Consider the following 19,063-nt stretch of genomic DNA (forward strand, 5'->3'; position numbering starts at 1 on the left):
AACGCTATCCGTCACATTCAGAAGCAGAACGCGGAGCGTCCCTGGCGACATTCCCACGCTGGAGCGTGGGAACGATCGATCAAAAGATCGCAGGCTTCGCCAGCTCCTACAAAGCCCCCTCGCCACGGGGCCGCGCCAGATGCTTCACACCGACAACCCCAACGCCACCACAGGCTCCCGCTCCGCCAAACCATCCACCAAATACACACTCCCCCCCAGAATCTCCTTGGCATGATGCTTGGCCTGCGAAGCCAGCTCAGCCAACTGACTGGCATCCATCTCTTCGCAGGCCTCGGTACGCAGATGCACCACCCCAATCGATAGCGACAACAACGCGAACTCCTGCCGAACGCCCTGTCGATTCAACGCCGTAAAACATCCCGCCTCCAGGTGTTCGGGGCGGTAGAAGCGGCGGCAGTGGGTCTGGAAGTCGCTGAGGAGCTGGTCCAGGCGTCTGCGCCACTCTTCCGGGCCGAGGACCAGCAGGAAGTCGTCGCCGCCGATGTGGCCGACGAAGTCGCGGCTGGGGTCGATGCGTTCGTTCAGGCATTGGGCCAGGCACAGCAGGACTTCGTCGCCGCGACCGTAGCCGTAGATGTCGTTGAAGGGTTTGAAACTGTCGATGTCCACGTAGCAGATCACCGATTCCTGCCGTTGTTGCAGCAAGCGCGTGAGACATTGCTGGATCGGGACGTTGCCCGGCAGCAGGGTCAGGGGGTTGGCGTAGCGGGCCTGTTGGATTTTCAGTTCGGTGATGAGCTTGAGCACATCGATCACCCGGCCCAGGCCCAGGTAGCCGCCGTTGAGGGTAATGATGAAGTCTTCTTCGATGCGTTGTCGGGCGCGGCTGGTGATCAGGCGGCTGACTTGTTGCAGTGACTGGTTCAACTCTACCGCGAGAAAGTCGTCGCTCATCAGGCGACTGATGGGTTTGCGGGCGAACAGGTCGGTGGCGAAAGGTTTGAGCAAGGCGTCCGAGAGCGAATGGCGGTGAACGATGCCGCAGGGCTGGCCTTGATCATCCAGCACTGCCAGGGAGTTGAGGTTGGCCTGGCGACGAAACGCTTCCAGCACGGTGGCTGTCGGTGTGTTGTGGGCCACTGCCGGTTGTTCGTTGAGCAGCGCACTGAGGTCGTTGACCTCATCGCTCAACGCCGCCACGCCGCTGTCCTGCTTGGGCATCAGCGCCCTGGCGTCGCGTGACGGTTGTTCCTGAGGCCGGGCCAGCAGATAGCCCTGGACCAGGTCGACGCCCATTTCGATCAGCACCGCCAGTTCTTCCGGCAGTTCGATGCCCTCGGCAATCACTTGGGCGCGGGAGGCCCGGGCGATTTTCAGGATCGAGCCCACGAACTCGCGCTTGAGGGCGTCCTGGTGGATGCCGTCGATGAAATGCCGGTCGATCTTCACATAATCGGGCCGCAGTTCAGACCACAGCCGCAGGCTCGAATAACCGGCGCCAAGGTCGTCCAGGGCAATCGAGAAACCCATCGCGCGATAATGATGCAGCGCGGTTTGCAGGAGCTGGAAGTCATCGATGGGTGTTTGTTCAGTCAGTTCTATCACGACCTGGCTGGGGGCAATGCCGAAGTCCTGCAGCAGCTGCAGTGTGCGCCCTGTCTGGTGTGCGGATTCCAGCAGCGACTCAGGCGAGACGTTGAGAAACAGCTTGCCCGGCAGCTTTTGCTCATTGAAGCGCTGGCAGGCGCTGCGGCGGCAGGCCAACTCCAGTTCGCTGAGGCGGCCGGCCTGGCGTGCCACGGAAAGCAGCGCGATGGGGGAGTGCAACGGGCTGTTGGAGGGGCCGCGGGTCAAGGCTTCATAACCCACGATGCGCCGTTCGGAAAGGCAGATGATCGGTTGGAACAGGCTGTGCAAACCGCTTTGAGCCAGGATCGAACTCAAGGCACTCAGCTGTTCTGTCGTGGTCATGGCAATCTCTGGCGATAAAAAAAGGACCAGGTGCGCGGCACCCAGTCCTGTATTTCACGACAGACTGATGTCAGTTTGATGACACTCCGACGAGCATCACCATTAAATGGCCATCATCTTAGTGCTTGGCGATCGCCGTGTTGAGTTTCAGGTAATCCAGCAGGATCCGCCCGGTCTCGCTCAGGTAGGCATCGTCTTCCGGCTTGGTTTTCTCCGGCTCGGTGATCAGGTCTTCGTCCTCTTTCTTCAGCTCTTTGAGCGGCTCTTCGCCCTTGGCCTTGCGACGCAGGTTTTCCATGGTCAGTTGCTTGGCCTCGATGTCGGCATGCTGCGCGCGACGATCGGCTTCGTTGAGGGTGACGGTTTTTTCCATCATCAACTTCTGCGCCAGGGCCAGCTTGTCGCGGATGAAGACAAACTCTGCATCCTGGGCCGTGCGGGTGTCATGCTCGGACTTGAGCTGGGCCAGGAACGGCTTGAACGGGTCCACGGCCGGTTTGATCGCAGGCCGGATGGTGTCCCACGGCATGGCTTCGGGCAGGGCGCTTTCACCGATTTCCTTGGTGTCGATGATCGACGGGTAATCGATGTCAGGCAACACGCCCTGGTGCTGGGTGCTCTGGCCGGAAACCCGGTAGAACTTGGCCAGGGTCAGTTTCAGTTCGCCATGGTTGAGCGGCTGGATGGTCTGCACGGTGCCTTTGCCGAAGGTCTGGCCGCCGATGATCAGCGCACGGTGATAGTCCTGCATGGCGCCGGCGAAGATCTCCGAGGCCGACGCGGACAGGCGATTGACCAGCAAGGCCATTGGCCCCTTGTAGAACGCACCGGGGTTTTCGTCTTCCAGCACATCCACTCGACCATCGGCGTTACGCACGAGTACGGTCGGGCCCTTGTCGATGAACAGGCTGGTCAGCTCGGTGGCTTCCTGCAGGGAGCCGCCGCCGTTGTTGCGCAAGTCGATGACAACGCCGTCGACCTTTTCCTTCTGCAGCTCGGTCAGCAGCTTCTTGACGTCACGCGTAGTGCTCTTGTAGTCCGGGTCCCCAGCGCGGAAGGCCTTGAAGTCCAGGTAGAAGGCCGGGATCTCAATGATGCCGAGCTTGTAGTCCTGGCCGTCCTGCTTGAGGTTGAGGATCGATTTCTTCGCTGCCTGTTCTTCCAGCTTCACCGCTTCACGGGTGATGGACACGATCTTGCTGGTCTGGTCGTTCGGCGCATTGCTGGCCGGGATGACTTCCAGGCGCACCACCGAGCCTTTCGGACCACGGATCAGCTTGACCACTTCGTCCAGGCGCCAGCCGACCACGTCGACCATTTCCTTGTTGCCTTGGGCCACGCCGATGATCTTGTCCGCCGGGCTGACCTGCTTGGTCTTGTCCGCAGGGCCCGCCGGGACGAGGCGCACGATTTTCACTTGGTCGTTGTCGCTCTGCAGCACCGCACCGATGCCTTCCAGGGACAGGCTCATGTTGATGTCGAAGTTTTCCGCGTTATCCGGCGACAGATAATTGGTGTGCGGGTCGTAGGACATGGCGAAGGTGTTGATGTACGCCTGGAAAATGTCCTCGGCGCGGGTCTGGTCCAGGCGGACCAATTGGTTCTTGTAGCGCTTGGTCAGGGTTTCCTGGATCTGCTTGGGATCCTTGCCAGCGATCTTCATGCGCAGCACTTCGTCCTTGACGCGCTTGCGCCACAGGTCGTCGAGTTCGGCTGTGCTTTTGAGCCAAGGGGCGTCCTTGCGGTCGACCAGCAAGGTTTCCTTGGTATTGAAATCGATTTTGTCGACGCCTTTGTTCAGCTCGGCAATGGCGTAGTCCAGACGCGCCTTCACGCGGTCCAGGTAGCGCTTGTAGATGGTGAACCCGGCGTTCAGGTCGCCGCTCTTGAGGAAGTCGTCGAACTGGGTTTTCCACTTGTCGAATTCAGCGATATCGCTGGCCAGGAAATAACTGCGCGACGGATCTAGCAGCTTCAGGTAGCTGTCGTAGATGATGACCGAGCGCGCATCATCGAGTGGCGGCTTGCTGTAGTGATGGCGCTTGAGCAACTCGACGACGTTAAGGCTGGCAATCACCTCGTCACGATCGGGCTGAAGCTTGTCCCAGCTGTTGGCTGCGAACGTATCGTTCGACAACGGTAACAGGCCGAGGCCAATGACTAGCGCGAGGGCGGTACTGGGGAACAGATGCTTCATGCTGATTCGACGCAGGGACAATTGATAACGCATATTAGGCCGTCTTTGAAGTCGCCGGTTCCATGTGGCCCGGGCGCATAATGCAAGAAAGCCCGGCGTTGAAGCAGCGGGCCCAGTCGAGACTCACTATGGAGGCACCGTGAAAGCATTGCAAGGCGTTGAAGGCCAAGTGGTATGGGCAGATGAGCCGAGCCCGGCGTGTGATGTCGGGCAAGTTCGTATTCGTGTGGCAGCCGCGGGCCTGAATCGGGCCGATTTGCTGCAAAAAGCCGGACTTTACCCGCCGCCACCCGGCGCCAGCCAGGTGTTGGGGCTGGAGTGCGCCGGAGTCATCAGCGAGGTCGGGCCGGGCTCGTCCTGGCAGGTGGGCGACCGGGTTTGCGCGTTGCTGGCCGGCGGCGGGATGGCTGAGGAGGTGGTGGTTGATGGCCGGCATGTATTGCCAGTGCCGGAGGGCTTGTCATTGGCTGAAGCGGCCGCGCTGCCGGAGGTCTACAGCACCGCGTGGCTGAATCTGTTCCAGCTGGCGGCGCTCAAGCCGGGTGAAAAAGTACTGTTGCACGCCGGGGCCAGTGGCGTCGGCTCGGCCGCGATCCAGCTGTGCAAGGCGTTCGGCAACCCATGTTGGGTCAGTGTCGGCTCGACCGAGCGGCTGGCCTATTGCGAGGCACTGGGCGCCCAGGGCGGCGTGGTACGCACCGATGGCCTGGAGAGTTTGAACGATCTCGGTCCGTTCGACGTGATCCTCGATCCGGTGGGCGGCAGCTACGCCAAACTCAACGTGAAACTTTTGTCAGTTGACGGCCGCTGGGTGTTGATCGGGCTGATGGGCGGGCGCTCGACCGAGCTCGATCTGGCGCAGGTGCTGGGCAAGCGCATCCAATTGCTTGGCTCGACCTTGCGCAGCCGTGACGAGCAGTTCAAGGCCGACCTGATCAGCGAACTGGGTCAACAGGTGTGGCCGCTGTTTGCCGACAAACGCCTGAGCCCGCAACTGGCCAAGACCTTCGCCATCAAGGACGCCGAAGCAGCGTTCGCGGAACTGGCGACCAACCAGGTGTCCGGGAAGCTGGTGTTGGTGATCGATGAGAGCCTGAGCTGATTTCGGAAACCGTGCGCAGACCTGTGGGAGCGAGCTTGCTCGCTCCCACAGACGTCATTATTTCCAGAAACACTGACGTGCCGGATAGCAAGACACCCTGTCAAGTCTGACAGTAGACGCCTTTCGGACCCCATTCTAGAGTGGGGTGCGAGAGTGTCGGCTGTCTCTCCGATCAGTCTTTTCCAGACTCAGGTAGGGTGCTGCCATGTCCGCTTACGCTGCCAGATACATGCTGTTTTTCACGCTCTCACTGATGGCCTGCGGGGCTGCCCGAGGGCAAGTGCCGTCAGACACATCGGAACAAGGCGCCTGGGGCAATTGGGGCGCCGCTGCATATTGCCCCCAGGGGCAATATGTCTGGGGGTTCCGACTCAAAAGCGAACCCTATCAGGGCAACGGCGACGACAGTGCTTTGAATGCGGTCCAGCTTATCTGCAAGAGCGGAGTCAACGGGGCGGCCACTTATATCCAAAGCCTTGAAGGAAAGTGGGGAAGCTGGGGCCGGGACCATGTGTGTCGCGAGACACCAGCCATCGCATTTGCCATTCAGGTGGAACGCTTTCAGGGCCGGGACAAGGAAAAGGGCTCGAAGGACGATACCGCCGCCGGCAATATCAAGATGAATTGTGGGTCGGAAATCCTCGTAGGCGACCCGCCAGTCGCATGGGGAGATTGGACCGGGTTCTACAGTTGCCTCGATGGCACCGGTTACAAAAAGATCAGGGGGTTCCGAACCAAGGTGGAGCCTGACCAGGGCAGCGGGGATGACACGGCCATGAATGCGATGCAGGTGTATTGCGGGCTCTAGCCCCAGGGTTTGCCGCTGACAGCTACCCCCATCCCTTTCGACGGTGGTTTGAACCTTTGACCGGCGCCTACGGGCAAACTGACCTTCGGTCGGCAGCCCGTATCCGATGCGCGCGCGCTGCTAGCGTTAACTAATGGGGGATGGGGTAACCGCAGCTTTCATTTCACCCGCCAGGTGAAGAGGTTGATCATGGCCATCGCCGAATGGCGCATGCAGGGCGTCGAGTTCGTTGCCTGCAACTGCAATTGGGGCTGCCCCTGCCAATTCGATGCGCCACCGACCCATGGTCACTGCCAGGCGGTGGCGTCGATGCGAGTGGAACACGGGTATTTCAATCAGGTGGCGCTGGACGGCTTGTGCTGGGCCGCCACCTTCGCTTGGCCGGGTGCCATCCATGAGGGCAACGGCAGTTGCCAGGTGTTCATCGATGAACGCGCCGACGAGGCGCAGCGCCAGTCCTTGTTGACCATCCTCTCTGGCTTGGAGAGCGACCCTGGGGCCAACGTGTTCCAGGTGTTCAGTAGCACCATGAGTGAAGCGTTCGAACCGCTGTTCGTGCCCATCACCCTCTCCATCGATGTCGATCAGCGCTTGGCGCACCTGGACATTCCAGGCGTGCTGCAGGCCAGCGGCGAGCCGATCCGCAGCCCGATCGACGGCTCCCCTCATCGAGTCCGCCTGTCCCTGCCCAACGGCTTCGAGTTCCTCGAGGCCGAAGTGGCCAGCGGCAGCTACCAGACGCATTCTGCCCTGAAACTACAATCCCAGGGCAGTCATAGCCACCTCGCCCACGTGCACTTCACCGGCCATGGCATAGAGCCGTAATGGCCGAACCTCAGGCGGTGACGCCGAGCAAGCGACTGACGGGCGAGCAGTGGCTGCTCCTGCTCTACCTGCTCGCGCTGACCGCCCTGGCCTGGCTGCTGCTGTTGCGCATGGCCCGCGACATGAGTGCGCCGGGCGGCATGGCTGATGCGGCAATGGGCGGCATGCTCATGCCCTGGAGCCTGGCCGATGCGCTGCTGATGTTTGCCATGTGGGTGGTGATGATGGTCGGCATGATGCTGCCCAGCACCTTGCCCATGCTTTTGATCTACCAGCAGATGCTGCGCAAGCGCATGCCGGCACCGCAGCGACACCTGGCCCTGCTGCTGTTCTGCAGCGCCTATGTCCTGGTCTGGGCCGGTTTCGCCCTGGGCGCCACGGCGCTGCAATGGGCGCTCGAGCAACTCGCCCTGCTCAGTCCGGGGATGCGCAGCACCAGTACCGCGCTGGGCGCCGGCCTGCTGCTGGTTGCAGGTATCTATCAGTGGCTGCCAAGCAAGGCGGTCTGCCTTGAGCATTGTCGCGGGCCGCTGCATTTTCTGCTCAGCTACTGGCGCCCCAACGTGCTCGGCGGCTGGCGCCTGGGCCTGGCCCATGGTGCTTACTGCCTGGGCTGCTGCTGGGCCCTGATGGGCCTGCTGTTTGTGGTCGGCGTGATGAACCTGCTCTGGGTGGCAGTGATCGGTGCCTTCATCTTGCTGGAGAAAAACCTGCCGCAGGGACTCTGGCTCAGTCGTCTCTGCGGTGTGTTGTTGCTCGGCTGGAGCCTGTGGCTGCTGCTGGGCTGAACCTGTGGGGGCGAGCTTGCTCGCGATGGCGGTGTGTCAGCTAAATCAATGCCGGCTGATCCACCACTATCGCGAGCAAGCTCGCTCCCACACGAGGCTGCTTATTTCCAGGTATGGATTGGCCACCCGGCCAGTTCGGCGTGGGCCTTCAATACCTGGTCCGGGTTCACGGCGTGGGGGAAATCCACCCGCTGCAACAGCGGCAGGTCATTGCGCGAGTCGGAATAGAAGCTCGCGCCTTCCAGGTTCTCTTCCTCGGCATCCAGCCAGTCCAGCAGCCGCGCGATCTTGCCTTCGCGGTAGGTCAGGGTGCCCACGGTCTGGCCGCTGTACACCCCATGGCTCACTTCAAGTTCGATCGCCAGGATTTCGTCGATGCCCAGGCGTTCGGCAATCGGCTTGACCAGATGCGTGCCCGAGGCCGAGATCACCAGGATCCGGTCGCCGGCCTTGCGGTGTTCGGCGATGGTCTTGGTGGCGTCGCTGAAGATGATCGGTTCGATGAAGTCTTCCACCCACGGTGCCACCAGGTGTTCGATTTCTTCCGGTGTGCGGCCGATCATCGGTTCCAGGCTGAAGTCCATGTACTCTTCCATGCTCAGCTTGCCGTGGCTGTAGGCGTCCATCAGCGCGTTGTTGCGCTGCATGAACGACTCGGGATCGACCCAGCCCAGGCGCCCCATCTGTTCGCTCCAGAGGGTGGCGCAGTCGCCGTGGATCAGGGTTTCGTCCAGATCAAAAATTGCCAGGGCCATCAGCGCGTTTTCCTCTTCAAGATCAGCTTCAAAATCGATAAAGCCATCAGGCTACCTCACACAACGCCGACGGATCGATGGAAAGTGACAGGCGTGCGCCATCGGGGTGCAGGTCGGCGGCCGAGCGATTGAGTACATCCACCACCAGTTCCACGCCACGGGCCTCGACCCGGTAGCGAATCACGTTGCCCAACAGGCTGTGGCTGCGGATCAGCGCATCGGCCTCGCCGTCGCGGCTCAGCTCGATGGCTTCCGGACGGATGGCGATACGGCCGCTCATCGGCCGTTGCAGCAGTTTGGTCGCGCTGTCGGCGTCCAGCAGGTTGTAGTTGCCGATGAAGCCGGCAGCAAAGACATCGACTGGCGCTGTGTAAAGGGTTTCGGCATCGCCGCTTTGTACGATTTTTCCCTGGTTCATCAGGAAAATCCGGTCAGACATGGTCAGGGCTTCTTCCTGATCGTGTGTGACGAAGATCGTGGTCAGGCCCAACTCACGCTGGATCTGTCGGATTTGTTCGCGCAAGTGCTTGCGAATCCGTGCATCCAGGGCCGACAGTGGCTCGTCCAGCAGCAACAGGCGCGGCCGGGTCACCAGGGAGCGGGCGAGGGCGACGCGCTGGCATTGGCCGCCGGACAGTTGATGGGGATAGCGGCCGGCAAAATCATGCAGCTCCACCAGGCGCAGGATCTCCAGCACACGCTTGTGGCTGTCCGATGCCTCGACTTTTTGCATGCGCAGGCCGAAGGCGACGTTCTGTTCCACGGTCATGTTGGGGAACAAGGCGTAGCTCTGGAAGACCATGCCGATGCCGCGTTTCTGCGGGCTCAACGGGACGATGTCTTGCCCGTCGAGGATGATCTGGCCGGCATCCACCGCGGTCAGGCCGGCAATGCAGCGCAACAGCGTGGACTTGCCACAACCGGAAGGGCCGAGGAGGGTGACGAATTCGCCCTTGCGGATCTCGCAATTGATGTCGCTGAACACCGGCGTGCCGGCGTAGCTTTTTTGCAGGTGTTGGACGCTGACGTAGCTCATTGGCTTTTGTCCTTGTTCAAGATGTTGGCCGCCCAGGTCAGGACCAGTACGAAGAAGAAGTAGGAAATCACCAGCGCACTGGTGAAGTGACCGCTGCTGTTGCGCATGTTGTTCAGGTACACCTGCAGGGTTTCATAGCGAGTGCCGACGAGGATGTTGGCAAACACGAATTCGCCGAACAGGAACGAGAAGGACAGCAGCAACGCCACCATCAAGCCCTTGCGCAGGTTCGGCAGCACCACCAGGAACGCGGCCTGGAAAGTGCTGGCGCCGAGCAGTTGGGCGGCGTCCATCAGGTCGCGCAGGTTGATGGCTTGCAGGTTGTTGGTGATCGCCCGGTACATGAACGGCAAGGCGACGGTGAAGTAGCAACCGATCAGGATCCACGGCGTGCCGACCATCGCCAGCGGCCCGGAGCCGTAGAGTTGCAACAGCCCCACCGACGACACCACCGGCGGCACCGCGAAGGGCAGCAGGATGAGGATGTTCATCAGCGCGTCGAGTCTGGGGAAGTGGTAATGCACCACGAACAGCAACGGCAGGATCAACACCACCGAGAGCACCAGCGCACCGACGCAGACCAGCAGCGATTGGCCGAAGGCGTGGAGAAAACGCGGATCGCTCCACAATTGCACATACCATTTGAACGTGAAGCCGCTGGGCAGCACGGTGGCCGACCAACTGCTGGCGATGGAGTAGACGAGCGTGCCGGCCAGGGGCAGCAGCAGGATGGCGAACAGCAGGTACACCACCGCCCGATGATAGAGCCCGACGGAGCCCGGTTCAGCGCGAGACATGGTAGCTCCTCTTGAGCAGCAACTGATGGACGATGGTGACCACGGTCATCAACGCCACCAATATCACGGCCAGGGCACTGGCCATGTTCGGGTCGAGGGAAATATCGCCGGAGACCATGGCGGCGATGCGAATCGGCAGCACGTTGAAGTTGCCGGTGGTCAGCGCATAGACCGTGGCGTAGGCGCCGAGGGCGTTGGCCAGCAGGATCACGAAGGTGCCCAGCAGCGCCGGGGTCAGCACCGGCAAGCCGATGTGCCGCCAGAACTGCCAGCCGTTGGCGCCCAGCAGCTCGGCGGATTCGCGCCAGTCTTCGCGCAGGGCGTCGAAGGCCGGATAGAGCAGCAGCACGCCCAGGGGGATCTGGAAGTAGGTGTAGAGGATGATCAGCCCGGTTTTCGAGTACAGGTTGAAATCCTCGATGATCCCCGCCTGTTTGAGCATGATCGTGATGCTGCCGTTGAACCCGAGCAAAATGATGAAGGCGAAGGCCAGGGGCACGCCGGCGAAGTTGCTGGTCATGTTGGCGAAGGCGTTGACGAAGTTGCGCAGCCGCGAATCCACGCGGCGCAGGGAGTAGCTGCCCAGCACGGCGATGACGATGCCGAACACACTGGACCAGAAGCTGATCTCCAGGCTGTGCTGGATCGCTTGCAGGTAGAACTTGGAACTGAAGATCTTGCTGAAGTTGGCCAGGCCCCAGCCGAACTCTTCCGATTCCAGGCTGTTGACCAGCACCCAGAGCAGCGGGGCGATCTGGAACACGATGAAGAAAATCGCGAAGGGCACCAGGCACAACGCTGCCAGCCATTTGCCGCGCGTCATGGCGTTCACTTGAGTAACTCCTGGCAATAGGGTTTGTCGTGATCGACGCCGAGCAGTTGGCAAATGGTGCCGCACAGTTCGGTCTGCCTGGGTGCCGCAGCGGGATCGAGACTGAAGCTGTCACCCAGGACGAACAGCGGCACTTCCCGTTCCTCGGCCAGCAGACCGTTATGGGAGCGATCGTTGTTCATGCCGTGGTCGGACGTCACCAGCACCTGGTAACCGGCGTCGAGCCAGCCTTGCAGGTAGACCGCCAGGTTGATGTCGGCCGAGCGGGCGCTGTTGCGGTATTGCGGGGTGTCGAGGCCGTGCTTGTGGCCGGCGTCGTCGATGTTCATCGGGTGCACCAGCAGGAAGTTCGGCAGGTAGCGCTGACGCAGGTGTTCGGCGTCGGCGAACAGATGAGAATCGGGGTAGTGGTCATTCCAATAGAAATGCCCGTACTGGATCGGCAGGTCGGGGTTGTCGGTGTGACGATCGCGACCGGCCACGAAGGGCGAAACGTTGTAGAGCTCGCTGACCCAGTGATACGCCGCGGCCGCCGTACTCAAGCCGGCCTGGGTGGCGTAGTGGAAAATGCTGCGCTGGTTCGACAGGCGTGTGACGTTGTTGTGCACGATCCCGCTGTCAATGGGCACGACGCCGGTGAGGATGCATTCGTAGAGCGGGCGGGACAGGGCGGGCAACTCACATTCCAGTTTGTAGAGGGCCGCGCGTCCTGCGCCGACGTAAGCCTGCAAATGCCCCATGGCATGCCGGGCGACCTCATGGTTGAGACCGTCGAGCACCACCAGGATGACGTTGTGCTTCATGGGTACCGGGACTCCGGGCAGATACCAGAAAACTCGAATCCTCCAAGCTCCACTGTAAGAGCAGGCCTGTGGGAGCAAAGCTTGCTCGCGATGCTGGCGACACGGTGCAATTTCAAGACCGTGTCATCGTTTATCGCGAGCAAGCTTTGCTCCCACAGGGACCGCTTCTACAGTTGGGTGCCCAGTGGATATCCGAGCGGGAGCTAGCGCCTCACTTCATCTCGACGATGACTTGTTCATTCCACGCCTGCGGCAGTGCCTTGGAAGTCTTCTCCCAAGCATCCGCGTCCTTGATCGGGGTCACGCCTTTGTACTGCTCGTTCGGCAGCAGCTTGGCCTTGACCTCTGCCGGCAGGGTCAGGTGCTCGGCGCGGATCGGACGGGCGTTGCCCTTGGCCAGGTTGATCTGGCCGGCGTCGCTGAAGATGTACTCACGAGCCAGCTTGGCGGCGTTCGGGTGCTTGGCGTATTTGTTGATGATGGTGGTGTAGCCGGAGATGACCGAGCCGTCGGACGGAATCAGCACGATGTAGTCATCCGGGTTGGCCATCTTGGCCTTGTAGCTCAGGCCGTTGAAGTCCCAGACCACGCCGACTTCGACTTCACCTTTTTCCATCGTGGCGATGGTCGGGTTGGCCATGGACAGGCGCCCTTGCTTGGCGATCTCGGCGAACATCAACAGCGCCGGCTGGACGTTCTTCTCGTTACCGCCGTTGGCCAGGGCCGCGGCCAGCACGCCGTTGGCGGCCTGGGCGGCGGTGCTCACGTCACCGATGGAGACTTTGTATTTGCCGGTCTTCAGGTCCGCCCATTTGGTTGGTACTTCGGAACCGTGCAGCAGCTTCTTGTTGACGATGAACGCGATGGTGCCGGTGTAGGCCAATGCCCAGTTGCCGTCCTTGTCCTTGGCCCAGGCAGGGACTTGTTCCCAGGTGCTTGGCTTGTAGGGTTGAACCACGCCCTGCTTGACCGCGATCGGGCCGAAAGCTGCACCGACGTCGCCGATGTCGGCGCTGGCGTTGTCTTTCTCGGCGGCGAACTTGGCGATTTCCTGGGCCGAGCTCATGTCGGTGTCGATGTGTTTCAGGCCGTAGACCTTGGCCAGGTCGTCCCAGGTGCCTTTCCAGTTTGCCCAGTCATCGGGCATCCCGACGCTGTTCACGGCGCCTTCCGCTTTCGCAGCGGCTTCCAACGTTTTCAGATCGGTGTCAGCGGCCATGGCGGCGGTGCACATGGCAATGGTCGAGCCTAACAGTGATGCCAGGAAAAGCTGTTTCATCCGAAGCTCCTATGGGCGTTTTCAACGCTGCGATTGCGGTTGTGTTGGTCTAGGTCAGCAATACCTGAGCCAATGTAGGCGAGCCCTGTGACATTTTGATGTCGGTGTTGGAGGGTCCAGGAAATGCCCGGCTCGTGGAGGTTGCCTGCGAATTAAGCGTAGACCATGGTTAAATAGCTGATCTGAAAGGACTTGGCCGTTAATTTGCACGCTTGCAAAACGACCGTTCGGCGGCTCTGTCATCTGCCAGTCATGTGCAGTGCCTAGGCTTGCTGGACCAAGAAGCGGATCGATGGACAGTCGATCTTGCCCCGAAACAGTGCTGGTCTAGTCCAGATAGGTAACGTTGATGCGCATCGATGCAACCAAAGCGGTGACAGCCATCGGACAGGTCCTGCAAGAGCAACTCGACCACGGGTTGCTGGCGCCCGGTAGCAAGCTGCCGGCCGAGCGCAAGCTCAGTGAATTGTTCGGGACCACGCGGATTACCGTGCGTGAGGCGTTGTTGCAGCTCGAAGCCCAGGGGCAGATTTATCGGGAGGAGCGCCGGGGCTGGTTCGTCTCGCCGCCGCGCCTGGCCTACAACCTGATGCAGCGCAGCCATTTCCACGCCATGGTCGCAGCCCAGGGGCGTGTGCCTTCTACCCAAGTGATCTCGGCGCGCCTGCAACCTGCCTCGGCGGCGGTGTGTGCCTGGTTGCAACTGCCGGCGTTGTCCAGCGTGATCCAGATCTGCCGCGTGCGGCGTATCGACGAGCGGCTGGTGCTGTACGTCGAGCACTACCTGAACCCGCAGTATTTTCCGGACATCTTGGGGTTTGACCTCAACCAGTCCATCACCGAGCTGTACGCCCGCCATTACGACCTGCACTACGGCCGGGTGAAGTTTGAAATCGTGCCCACCTCTTTACAGCTGGAAGCGGCAGCGGCGTTGAAGGTCTCGGTGGGCAGCCCCGGGCTTCGCATCGCACGGGTCAACTATGACCAGCATCAGCGGCTGATCGATTGCGACCTGGAGTTCTGGCGACACGATGCGATCCATGTCGGCGTGGATGTGCCGGAGCAACCTGTGCAGGAACAATCGCCCGCAGCCTGAGGCAGGGTCAGAGCGACTCGTTGAGCTTGCTCAGGATCTTGATCACCACCGTGGCGAGGATCAACAACATGCCGATCCACATGGCAAAGACCCCGACGCTCTTGTCACGGAAGTTGAAGCCGATGGCCAGCAGGATCATGCCTGCAACGATGGGCACCAGCATGGCGTTGAACGAAGACATCGAGATCATGGCGACAGCCTTGTCGGGGAAGGATAAGGCCAGTCTAGTTGGGGTTTTGCCGGGGTGTGCTGATGTATGTCACATCGCCCTCATTCCCGAGGCAAACACTGTGTGGGAAGAAAACTGTAAGGGAGCAAAGCTGTGTGGGAGCAAAGCTTGCTCGCGATGAAGGCGACTCGGTCTTTCCAGAAATCGAGTCGCCTTCATCGCGGGCAAGCCTTGCTCCCACAGGGTTCATCATGCCTTCGGGGCGGTTATGGCAATTCGCGAGAGGCGTAGAACGCGCTCAGCACCTTCACCAGATGCGCCAGGTCATGGCTGCCGCACAGTTCGCGGATCGAATGCATGGCGAAGGTCGGCAAACCGATGTCCACGGTGCGCACGCCCAACTGGCTGGCGGTGATCGGGCCGATGGTCGAGCCACAGCCCATGTCGCTGCGCACCACGAAGCTCTGCACCGGCACTTCTTCGGCCATGCACAGGTGGCGGAAGAACCCGGCGGTTTCGCTGTTGGTGGCGTAGCGCTGGTTGCTGTTGACCTTGATCACCGGGCCGGCATTGAGCTTGGGGCCGTGGTTGGCGTCGTGCTTGTCGGCATAGTTGGGATGCACGCCGTGGGCGTTGTCCGCCGACACCAGCAGGGATTTCTGAATGGTGCGGACGAACTCTTCACCTTCGGGCAGCAGGCGACGCAGGGTCTGTTCCAGCATCGGGCCGTCGGCGCCACAGGCCGAGCACGAGCCGACTTCTTCGTGATCGTTGCACACCAGCACGCAGGTTTCTTCGGTGTCAGCGTTCAGCAACGCTTGCAGGCCGGCGTAGCACGACAGCAGGTTGTCCAGGCGCGCACCGGCGATGAAATCGCCGTGCAGGCCAATGACCGCAGCGCTTTGCGTATCGTAGAAACTCAACTCGTAATCGAGTACCACGTCGGCATTCAGGCCGTGTTCGCGAGCCAGTTGATCGGTGAGCACGGCACGGAAATCGACGCGCTCGTCCCCGGCGAACTGGGCAAGGATCGGCGGCAGTTCATTCTGCGGGTTGATGGCCCAGCCCTGGTTGGCTTCGCGATTGAGGTGGATGGCCAGGTTCGGAATCGTGGCGATCGGTGCCTTGAAATCGATCAACTGGCTTTCGACCTTGCCATCGCGACGGAAGGTCACGCGCCCGGCCAGGGACAGGTCCCGGTCGAACCACGGCGCCAGCAATGCACCGCCGTAGACTTCCACGCCCAGTTGCCAGAACCCGTGGCGTTGCAGTTCCGGCTGCGGCTTGACCCGCAGGCAGGGGCTGTCGGTGTGGGCGCCGACCAGGCGGATGCCATCGTGCAACGGTGAGTTGCGGCCGAGCTTGAAGGCGATGATCGAGGAGTCGTTGCGCGTGACGTAATAGCGACCGTTGGCCTCGGTGGCCCAGGTCTCGCGTTCGTCAAGACGCTGATAGCCTGCCGCCTCCAGGCGCTTGGCAAGGCTGGCGGTGGCATGGAACGGGGTAGGGGAGGCCTTGAGAAAGTCGATCAGGCCCTGGTTCAACTCTGCGCGCATAAGTAGCTCCAGACAGCGATGGGCGGCAGTTTAACCTATCGACGACAAGCGTTGCAGGCCCAATCCCTGATGGCGCTTGTGTCCAATGTCCTTGATTACCTCGATACCCCAAGTCGCTCGCGCAGGTAGGCCATGATGATTGGCTTGTCTCGCGCCCTGGACGGTTCGGGCAGGTGCTGCGGCCAGTGTTCCAGTTGGCCGAACAGCTGTTGCTGGCGCTCCGGGTCCAGGCGAAGAATCTCCCGCGATGCCGAATCCCACCAATGGTGCCGGCAAAGGTTGTAGTAAGGATGCTCCGGTGCCGCGCTGCCATACAGCAGGTCACGGCCGATCCTGCGTAAGGCGCCGCGCTGGTGGCGCAATTTCCATTTGATCTTCAGGCGCCGTCCGGCCGACGGGAAAGGCCGGGTGCGCGGTACGTCATGGCAGCGCTTGACCAACTGCGTACTGAACGCCTCGCCGTGTTGGGCAAAGAAGTGCGCCTGCATGGTGTGGAAGAAGCGTTTCTCGGCGAAGTAGTGATAAACGTGTCTGTTGGTTTCGTTAATGGTCTGGTTGCGTAGCGTGAACGAGATCGCGATCTGTTCGATGGTGTGGATGTCGAAGCCACCTTCGGTCCATTCATCGATCAGCCCGACGGCCTGGCCCAGCAGCGCAGCGTCGTTGTCGGTCACGCCGCATAGCCCGCTGTTGTAGAGCTTGAAGCTGTTGTCCGGAGTGATGCCGTGGCGGCGCAGGTGCGTACCTAGCTTGAGGTAATCCTCGCGCTTGCAGACGTAGTCCCAGTTGTATTCGAAGCTGTCCATCAGGTACTGCCCTGGCTGGATTTGCTTGAACAGCAGGTTGGGATCGGCGAGGAACAGCGTGTCGGTGTCGACGAACAGGGTTTTTTCCGCCAGCGTCAGGCTGGCCGCGATGGCGCAGGCTTTGCGCCGGTGAATGTAACCGTTATTGCCCCGCCACTCTGTCAGCAACTGCGGGCTCAGCGCGAGGGTCTCGACCGGCCAGCCCTGATAATCCTCAGGCCGGTCGGTCAGGATCCTGATGGTGGGCAGGGTCGACGGATTGCCGTGGGCGAGGGCGGTCAGGATGCTGAACTTGGCCTCGTGGCGATAAGCGTCCTTGTCGCCATAGACCAGGTACAGCAGTTGGTGCCGAACTTTTTTGACGGGTGTTTCCTGAAAATCAATAACCTGCATGCCAAGCCTTTATCGGATGAAGCCATTTTCCATGGGGAAGCAATCTAGAACGGTGCCGGGCACTCGAAGCGCAAGCGCTCGCCGCTTTGCGGATGGGTGAAGCTGAGCATGCTGGCGTGCAGGCACAGGCGCGGCCAGGCAGCGAGGGCCTGCGGGTGGGCGTAGAGTCCGTCGCCCAGCAGCGGATGACCGATGGACAGCATGTGCACGCGCAATTGGTGCGAGCGCCCGGTAATCGGCGTGAGTTCGACCCGGCACCAATCGCCGCAACGTTCCAGCACGCGCCAGAAGGTCAGGGCGTGTTTGCCGTGCTCATGGTCCACCACATGCCGAGGTTTGGTCGGCGGGTCGTAGCGCAAGGGCAGGTCGATGCTGCCGCTGTCCAGTTCCGGTTGGCCCCAGCACAGCGCCGTGTAGGCTTTTTCGGTTTCGCGATCATGAAATTGCCGGGACAGTTCGCGATGGGTGTCCGGGTCGCGGGCCAACAGGATGATGCCGGAGGTTTCCCAGTCCAGTCGGTGCACGATTCGGGCTTCCGGATAGCCGTTTTCCTGCAGGCGGGTGATCAGGCAGTCTTTGTTGTCGTCGGCCCGGCCGGGCACGGAGAGCAACAGGGTCGGCTTGTCGACCACCAGGACGGCGGCGTCCTGATGAATGATGCGGATGTTGGACAGGGGCATTGAAAACAGTCTCGTTACAAACGCCAACGGCGGCTCGGGCCCTTTTTTCCTAACCCTGTGGGAGCACAGGGTGAAGAACTTTGGGGCCCGAGCCGCCGTGGCTACCGCAGGATCTATCAGCGATCCGGCAGGGTGATGTTGAGTTCCAGGATCGAGCAGCTGCCCTGGCTTTCCAGTGCCACGTGCACGTCATCGCTACCGATGTTGACGTATTTGCGGATCACTTCCACCAGTTCCTTCTGCAAGGCCGGCAGGTAGTCAGGGGTGCTGCGTTGGCCGCGTTCGTGCGCCACGATGATCTGTAGACGCTCTTTCGCGACCGAGGCGGTACTGGGCTTTTTGTTGGCACGAAAGAAGTCAAAAAGGTTCATTACCTACCTCCAAACAGGCGCTCGAAGAAACCTTTCTTCGTTACATCGAGGAAACGATGCTCCACGGTTTTGCCCAGCAGGCGATCGACGGCATCGCTGTATGCCTGGCCGGCGTCGCTCTGGTCGTCGAGAATCACCGGTACGCCGGAGTTGGAGGCCTTGAGTACCGCTTGGGATTCCGGAATGACACCCAGCAGGGTGACGGCGAGGATTTCCTTGACGTCTTCGACGCCCAGCATTTCGCCATCGCTGACCCGTTGCGGGTTGTAGCGGGTCAGCAGCAGATGTTCCTTGATCGGCTCTTCGCCCTTCTCGGCGCGACGGGATTTGCTCGCCAGCAGGCCCAGCATGCGGTCGGAGTCACGCACCGACGACACTTCCGGGTTAGTCACGACGATCGCTTCGTCAGCGAAGTACATGGCCAGGTGGGCACCTTTCTCGATACCGGCCGGGGAGTCGCACACCACGAACTCGAAGTCTTCCTTGAGTTGCATCAGGACTTTTTCCACGCCTTCCTGGGTCAGCGCGTCTTTGTCGCGGGTCTGACTGGCGGCCAGCACGTAGAGGTTCTCAAGGCGCTTGTCCTTGATCAGGGCTTGCTGCAGGTTCGCTTCGCCGTTGACCACGTTGACGAAGTCGTAGACCACGCGACGCTCGCAACCCATGATCAGGTCCAGGTTACGCAGGCCGACGTCGAAGTCGACGATGACTGTCTTGTGGCCGCGCAGAGCGAGGCCGGTACCGATAGCGGCGCTGGTGGTGGTCTTACCCACACCACCCTTGCCGGATGTAACCACGAGAATCTTGGCCAAGGTGTTTCACCCCTAAGGAAAAAGGA

Annotated in this window: 19 protein-coding genes; 5 read left to right on the forward strand and 14 right to left on the reverse strand. The window is 61.0% G+C overall.

Annotated elements, in window-relative coordinates; genetic code table 11:
• Positions 1–144: 144 nt before the first annotated feature.
• Complete coding sequence (locus AB4O22_RS03965) at positions 145–1,932, reverse strand: bifunctional diguanylate cyclase/phosphodiesterase (RefSeq protein WP_460105765.1); 1,788 nt, start codon at positions 1,930–1,932, stop codon at positions 145–147.
• A gap of 118 nt (positions 1,933–2,050) precedes the next feature.
• Positions 2,051–4,129: a carboxy terminal-processing peptidase gene (locus AB4O22_RS03970; RefSeq protein ID WP_460097784.1), complete on the reverse strand. Its 2,079-nt coding sequence runs from the start codon at positions 4,127–4,129 to the stop codon at positions 2,051–2,053.
• Positions 4,130–4,268: 139 nt separating this feature from the next.
• Between AB4O22_RS03970 and AB4O22_RS03975 the strand changes: the two genes are divergently transcribed.
• The 4 genes from AB4O22_RS03975 (at position 4,269) to AB4O22_RS03990 (ending at position 7,652) form a co-directional block, all read left to right on the forward strand.
• Positions 4,269–5,231 carry a zinc-binding dehydrogenase gene (locus AB4O22_RS03975; protein WP_003204563.1) on the forward strand — a complete coding sequence of 321 codons (963 nt, stop codon included), beginning with the start codon at positions 4,269–4,271 and terminating at the stop codon, positions 5,229–5,231.
• Between the two features lie 205 nt (positions 5,232–5,436).
• The gene (locus AB4O22_RS03980; protein ID WP_013694046.1) at positions 5,437–6,039 is read left to right on the forward strand and encodes a hypothetical protein; all 603 of its coding nucleotides are present in this window, start codon (positions 5,437–5,439) and stop codon (positions 6,037–6,039) included.
• A gap of 189 nt (positions 6,040–6,228) precedes the next feature.
• On the forward strand, positions 6,229–6,864 hold the full coding sequence (locus AB4O22_RS03985; protein WP_003204561.1) for a DUF1326 domain-containing protein: 636 nt from the start codon (positions 6,229–6,231) through the stop codon (positions 6,862–6,864).
• Complete coding sequence (locus tag AB4O22_RS03990) at positions 6,864–7,652, forward strand: DUF2182 domain-containing protein (protein ID WP_223473024.1); 789 nt, start codon at positions 6,864–6,866, stop codon at positions 7,650–7,652. Before AB4O22_RS03985 ends, AB4O22_RS03990 begins: the two co-directional genes overlap by 1 nt.
• Positions 7,653–7,753: 101 nt before the next feature.
• Here the strand turns inward: AB4O22_RS03990 and AB4O22_RS03995 are convergent, their stop codons facing one another.
• The 6 genes from AB4O22_RS03995 to AB4O22_RS04020 all read right to left on the reverse strand — a co-directional run bounded on the left by AB4O22_RS03995 (position 7,754) and on the right by AB4O22_RS04020 (position 13,154).
• Entirely contained in the window at positions 7,754–8,407 is a 654-nt protein-coding gene (locus AB4O22_RS03995; protein ID WP_223473023.1) for an HAD family hydrolase, read from the reverse strand.
• 46 nt (positions 8,408–8,453) lie between these two features.
• Positions 8,454–9,443, reverse strand: a complete 990-nt coding sequence (locus AB4O22_RS04000) for an ABC transporter ATP-binding protein (RefSeq protein ID WP_003204557.1) — start codon at positions 9,441–9,443, stop codon at positions 8,454–8,456.
• The gene (locus tag AB4O22_RS04005; RefSeq protein ID WP_013694043.1) at positions 9,440–10,240 is read right to left on the reverse strand and encodes an ABC transporter permease; all 801 of its coding nucleotides are present in this window, start codon (positions 10,238–10,240) and stop codon (positions 9,440–9,442) included. Before AB4O22_RS04005 ends, AB4O22_RS04000 begins: the two co-directional genes overlap by 4 nt.
• A complete protein-coding gene (locus AB4O22_RS04010; RefSeq protein ID WP_161798371.1) occupies positions 10,227–11,063 on the reverse strand; it encodes an ABC transporter permease in 837 nt (278 codons plus the stop codon). The genes AB4O22_RS04005 and AB4O22_RS04010 overlap by 14 nt, the downstream gene beginning before the upstream one ends.
• 5 nt (positions 11,064–11,068) lie before the next feature.
• Entirely contained in the window at positions 11,069–11,875 is an 807-nt protein-coding gene (locus AB4O22_RS04015; protein WP_003204551.1) for an alkaline phosphatase family protein, read from the reverse strand.
• 211 nt (positions 11,876–12,086) lie between these two features.
• Positions 12,087–13,154, reverse strand: coding sequence for an ABC transporter substrate-binding protein (locus tag AB4O22_RS04020; RefSeq protein ID WP_003204550.1), 1,068 nt, complete (start codon positions 13,152–13,154; stop codon positions 12,087–12,089).
• A 349-nt stretch (positions 13,155–13,503) separates the two neighbouring features.
• On the opposite strand from AB4O22_RS04020, the gene AB4O22_RS04025 reads away from it, so the two are divergent.
• Positions 13,504–14,250 (forward strand): UTRA domain-containing protein, encoded by a 747-nt coding sequence (locus AB4O22_RS04025; protein WP_223472370.1) that lies wholly within the window; start codon positions 13,504–13,506, stop codon positions 14,248–14,250.
• 7 nt (positions 14,251–14,257) lie between these two features.
• Here AB4O22_RS04025 and AB4O22_RS04030 read toward each other — a convergent pair whose 3' ends face one another.
• The 6 genes from AB4O22_RS04030 to minD form a co-directional block, all read right to left on the reverse strand.
• Positions 14,258–14,440, reverse strand: a complete 183-nt coding sequence (locus AB4O22_RS04030; RefSeq protein WP_003204546.1) for a hypothetical protein — start codon at positions 14,438–14,440, stop codon at positions 14,258–14,260.
• A 245-nt stretch (positions 14,441–14,685) separates the two neighbouring features.
• Positions 14,686–15,975: a M18 family aminopeptidase gene (locus AB4O22_RS04035; protein WP_014339686.1), complete on the reverse strand. Its 1,290-nt coding sequence runs from the start codon at positions 15,973–15,975 to the stop codon at positions 14,686–14,688.
• A 95-nt stretch (positions 15,976–16,070) separates the two neighbouring features.
• Positions 16,071–17,174 carry a hypothetical protein gene (locus AB4O22_RS04040; RefSeq protein ID WP_223472369.1) on the reverse strand — a complete coding sequence of 368 codons (1,104 nt, stop codon included), beginning with the start codon at positions 17,172–17,174 and terminating at the stop codon, positions 16,071–16,073.
• Positions 17,175–17,218: 44 nt separating this feature from the next.
• Positions 17,219–17,854, reverse strand: a complete 636-nt coding sequence (locus AB4O22_RS04045) for an RluA family pseudouridine synthase (RefSeq protein WP_003204542.1) — start codon at positions 17,852–17,854, stop codon at positions 17,219–17,221.
• A 116-nt stretch (positions 17,855–17,970) separates the two neighbouring features.
• Positions 17,971–18,225 carry a cell division topological specificity factor MinE gene (minE, locus tag AB4O22_RS04050; RefSeq protein ID WP_003179111.1) on the reverse strand — a complete coding sequence of 85 codons (255 nt, stop codon included), beginning with the start codon at positions 18,223–18,225 and terminating at the stop codon, positions 17,971–17,973.
• A complete protein-coding gene (gene minD, locus AB4O22_RS04055; RefSeq protein WP_003179114.1) occupies positions 18,225–19,037 on the reverse strand; it encodes a septum site-determining protein MinD in 813 nt (270 codons plus the stop codon). Before minD ends, minE begins: the two co-directional genes overlap by 1 nt.
• Between the last annotated feature and the right edge of the window lie 26 nt (positions 19,038–19,063).

Source organism: Pseudomonas sp. S3_B11 (assembly GCF_054667715.1).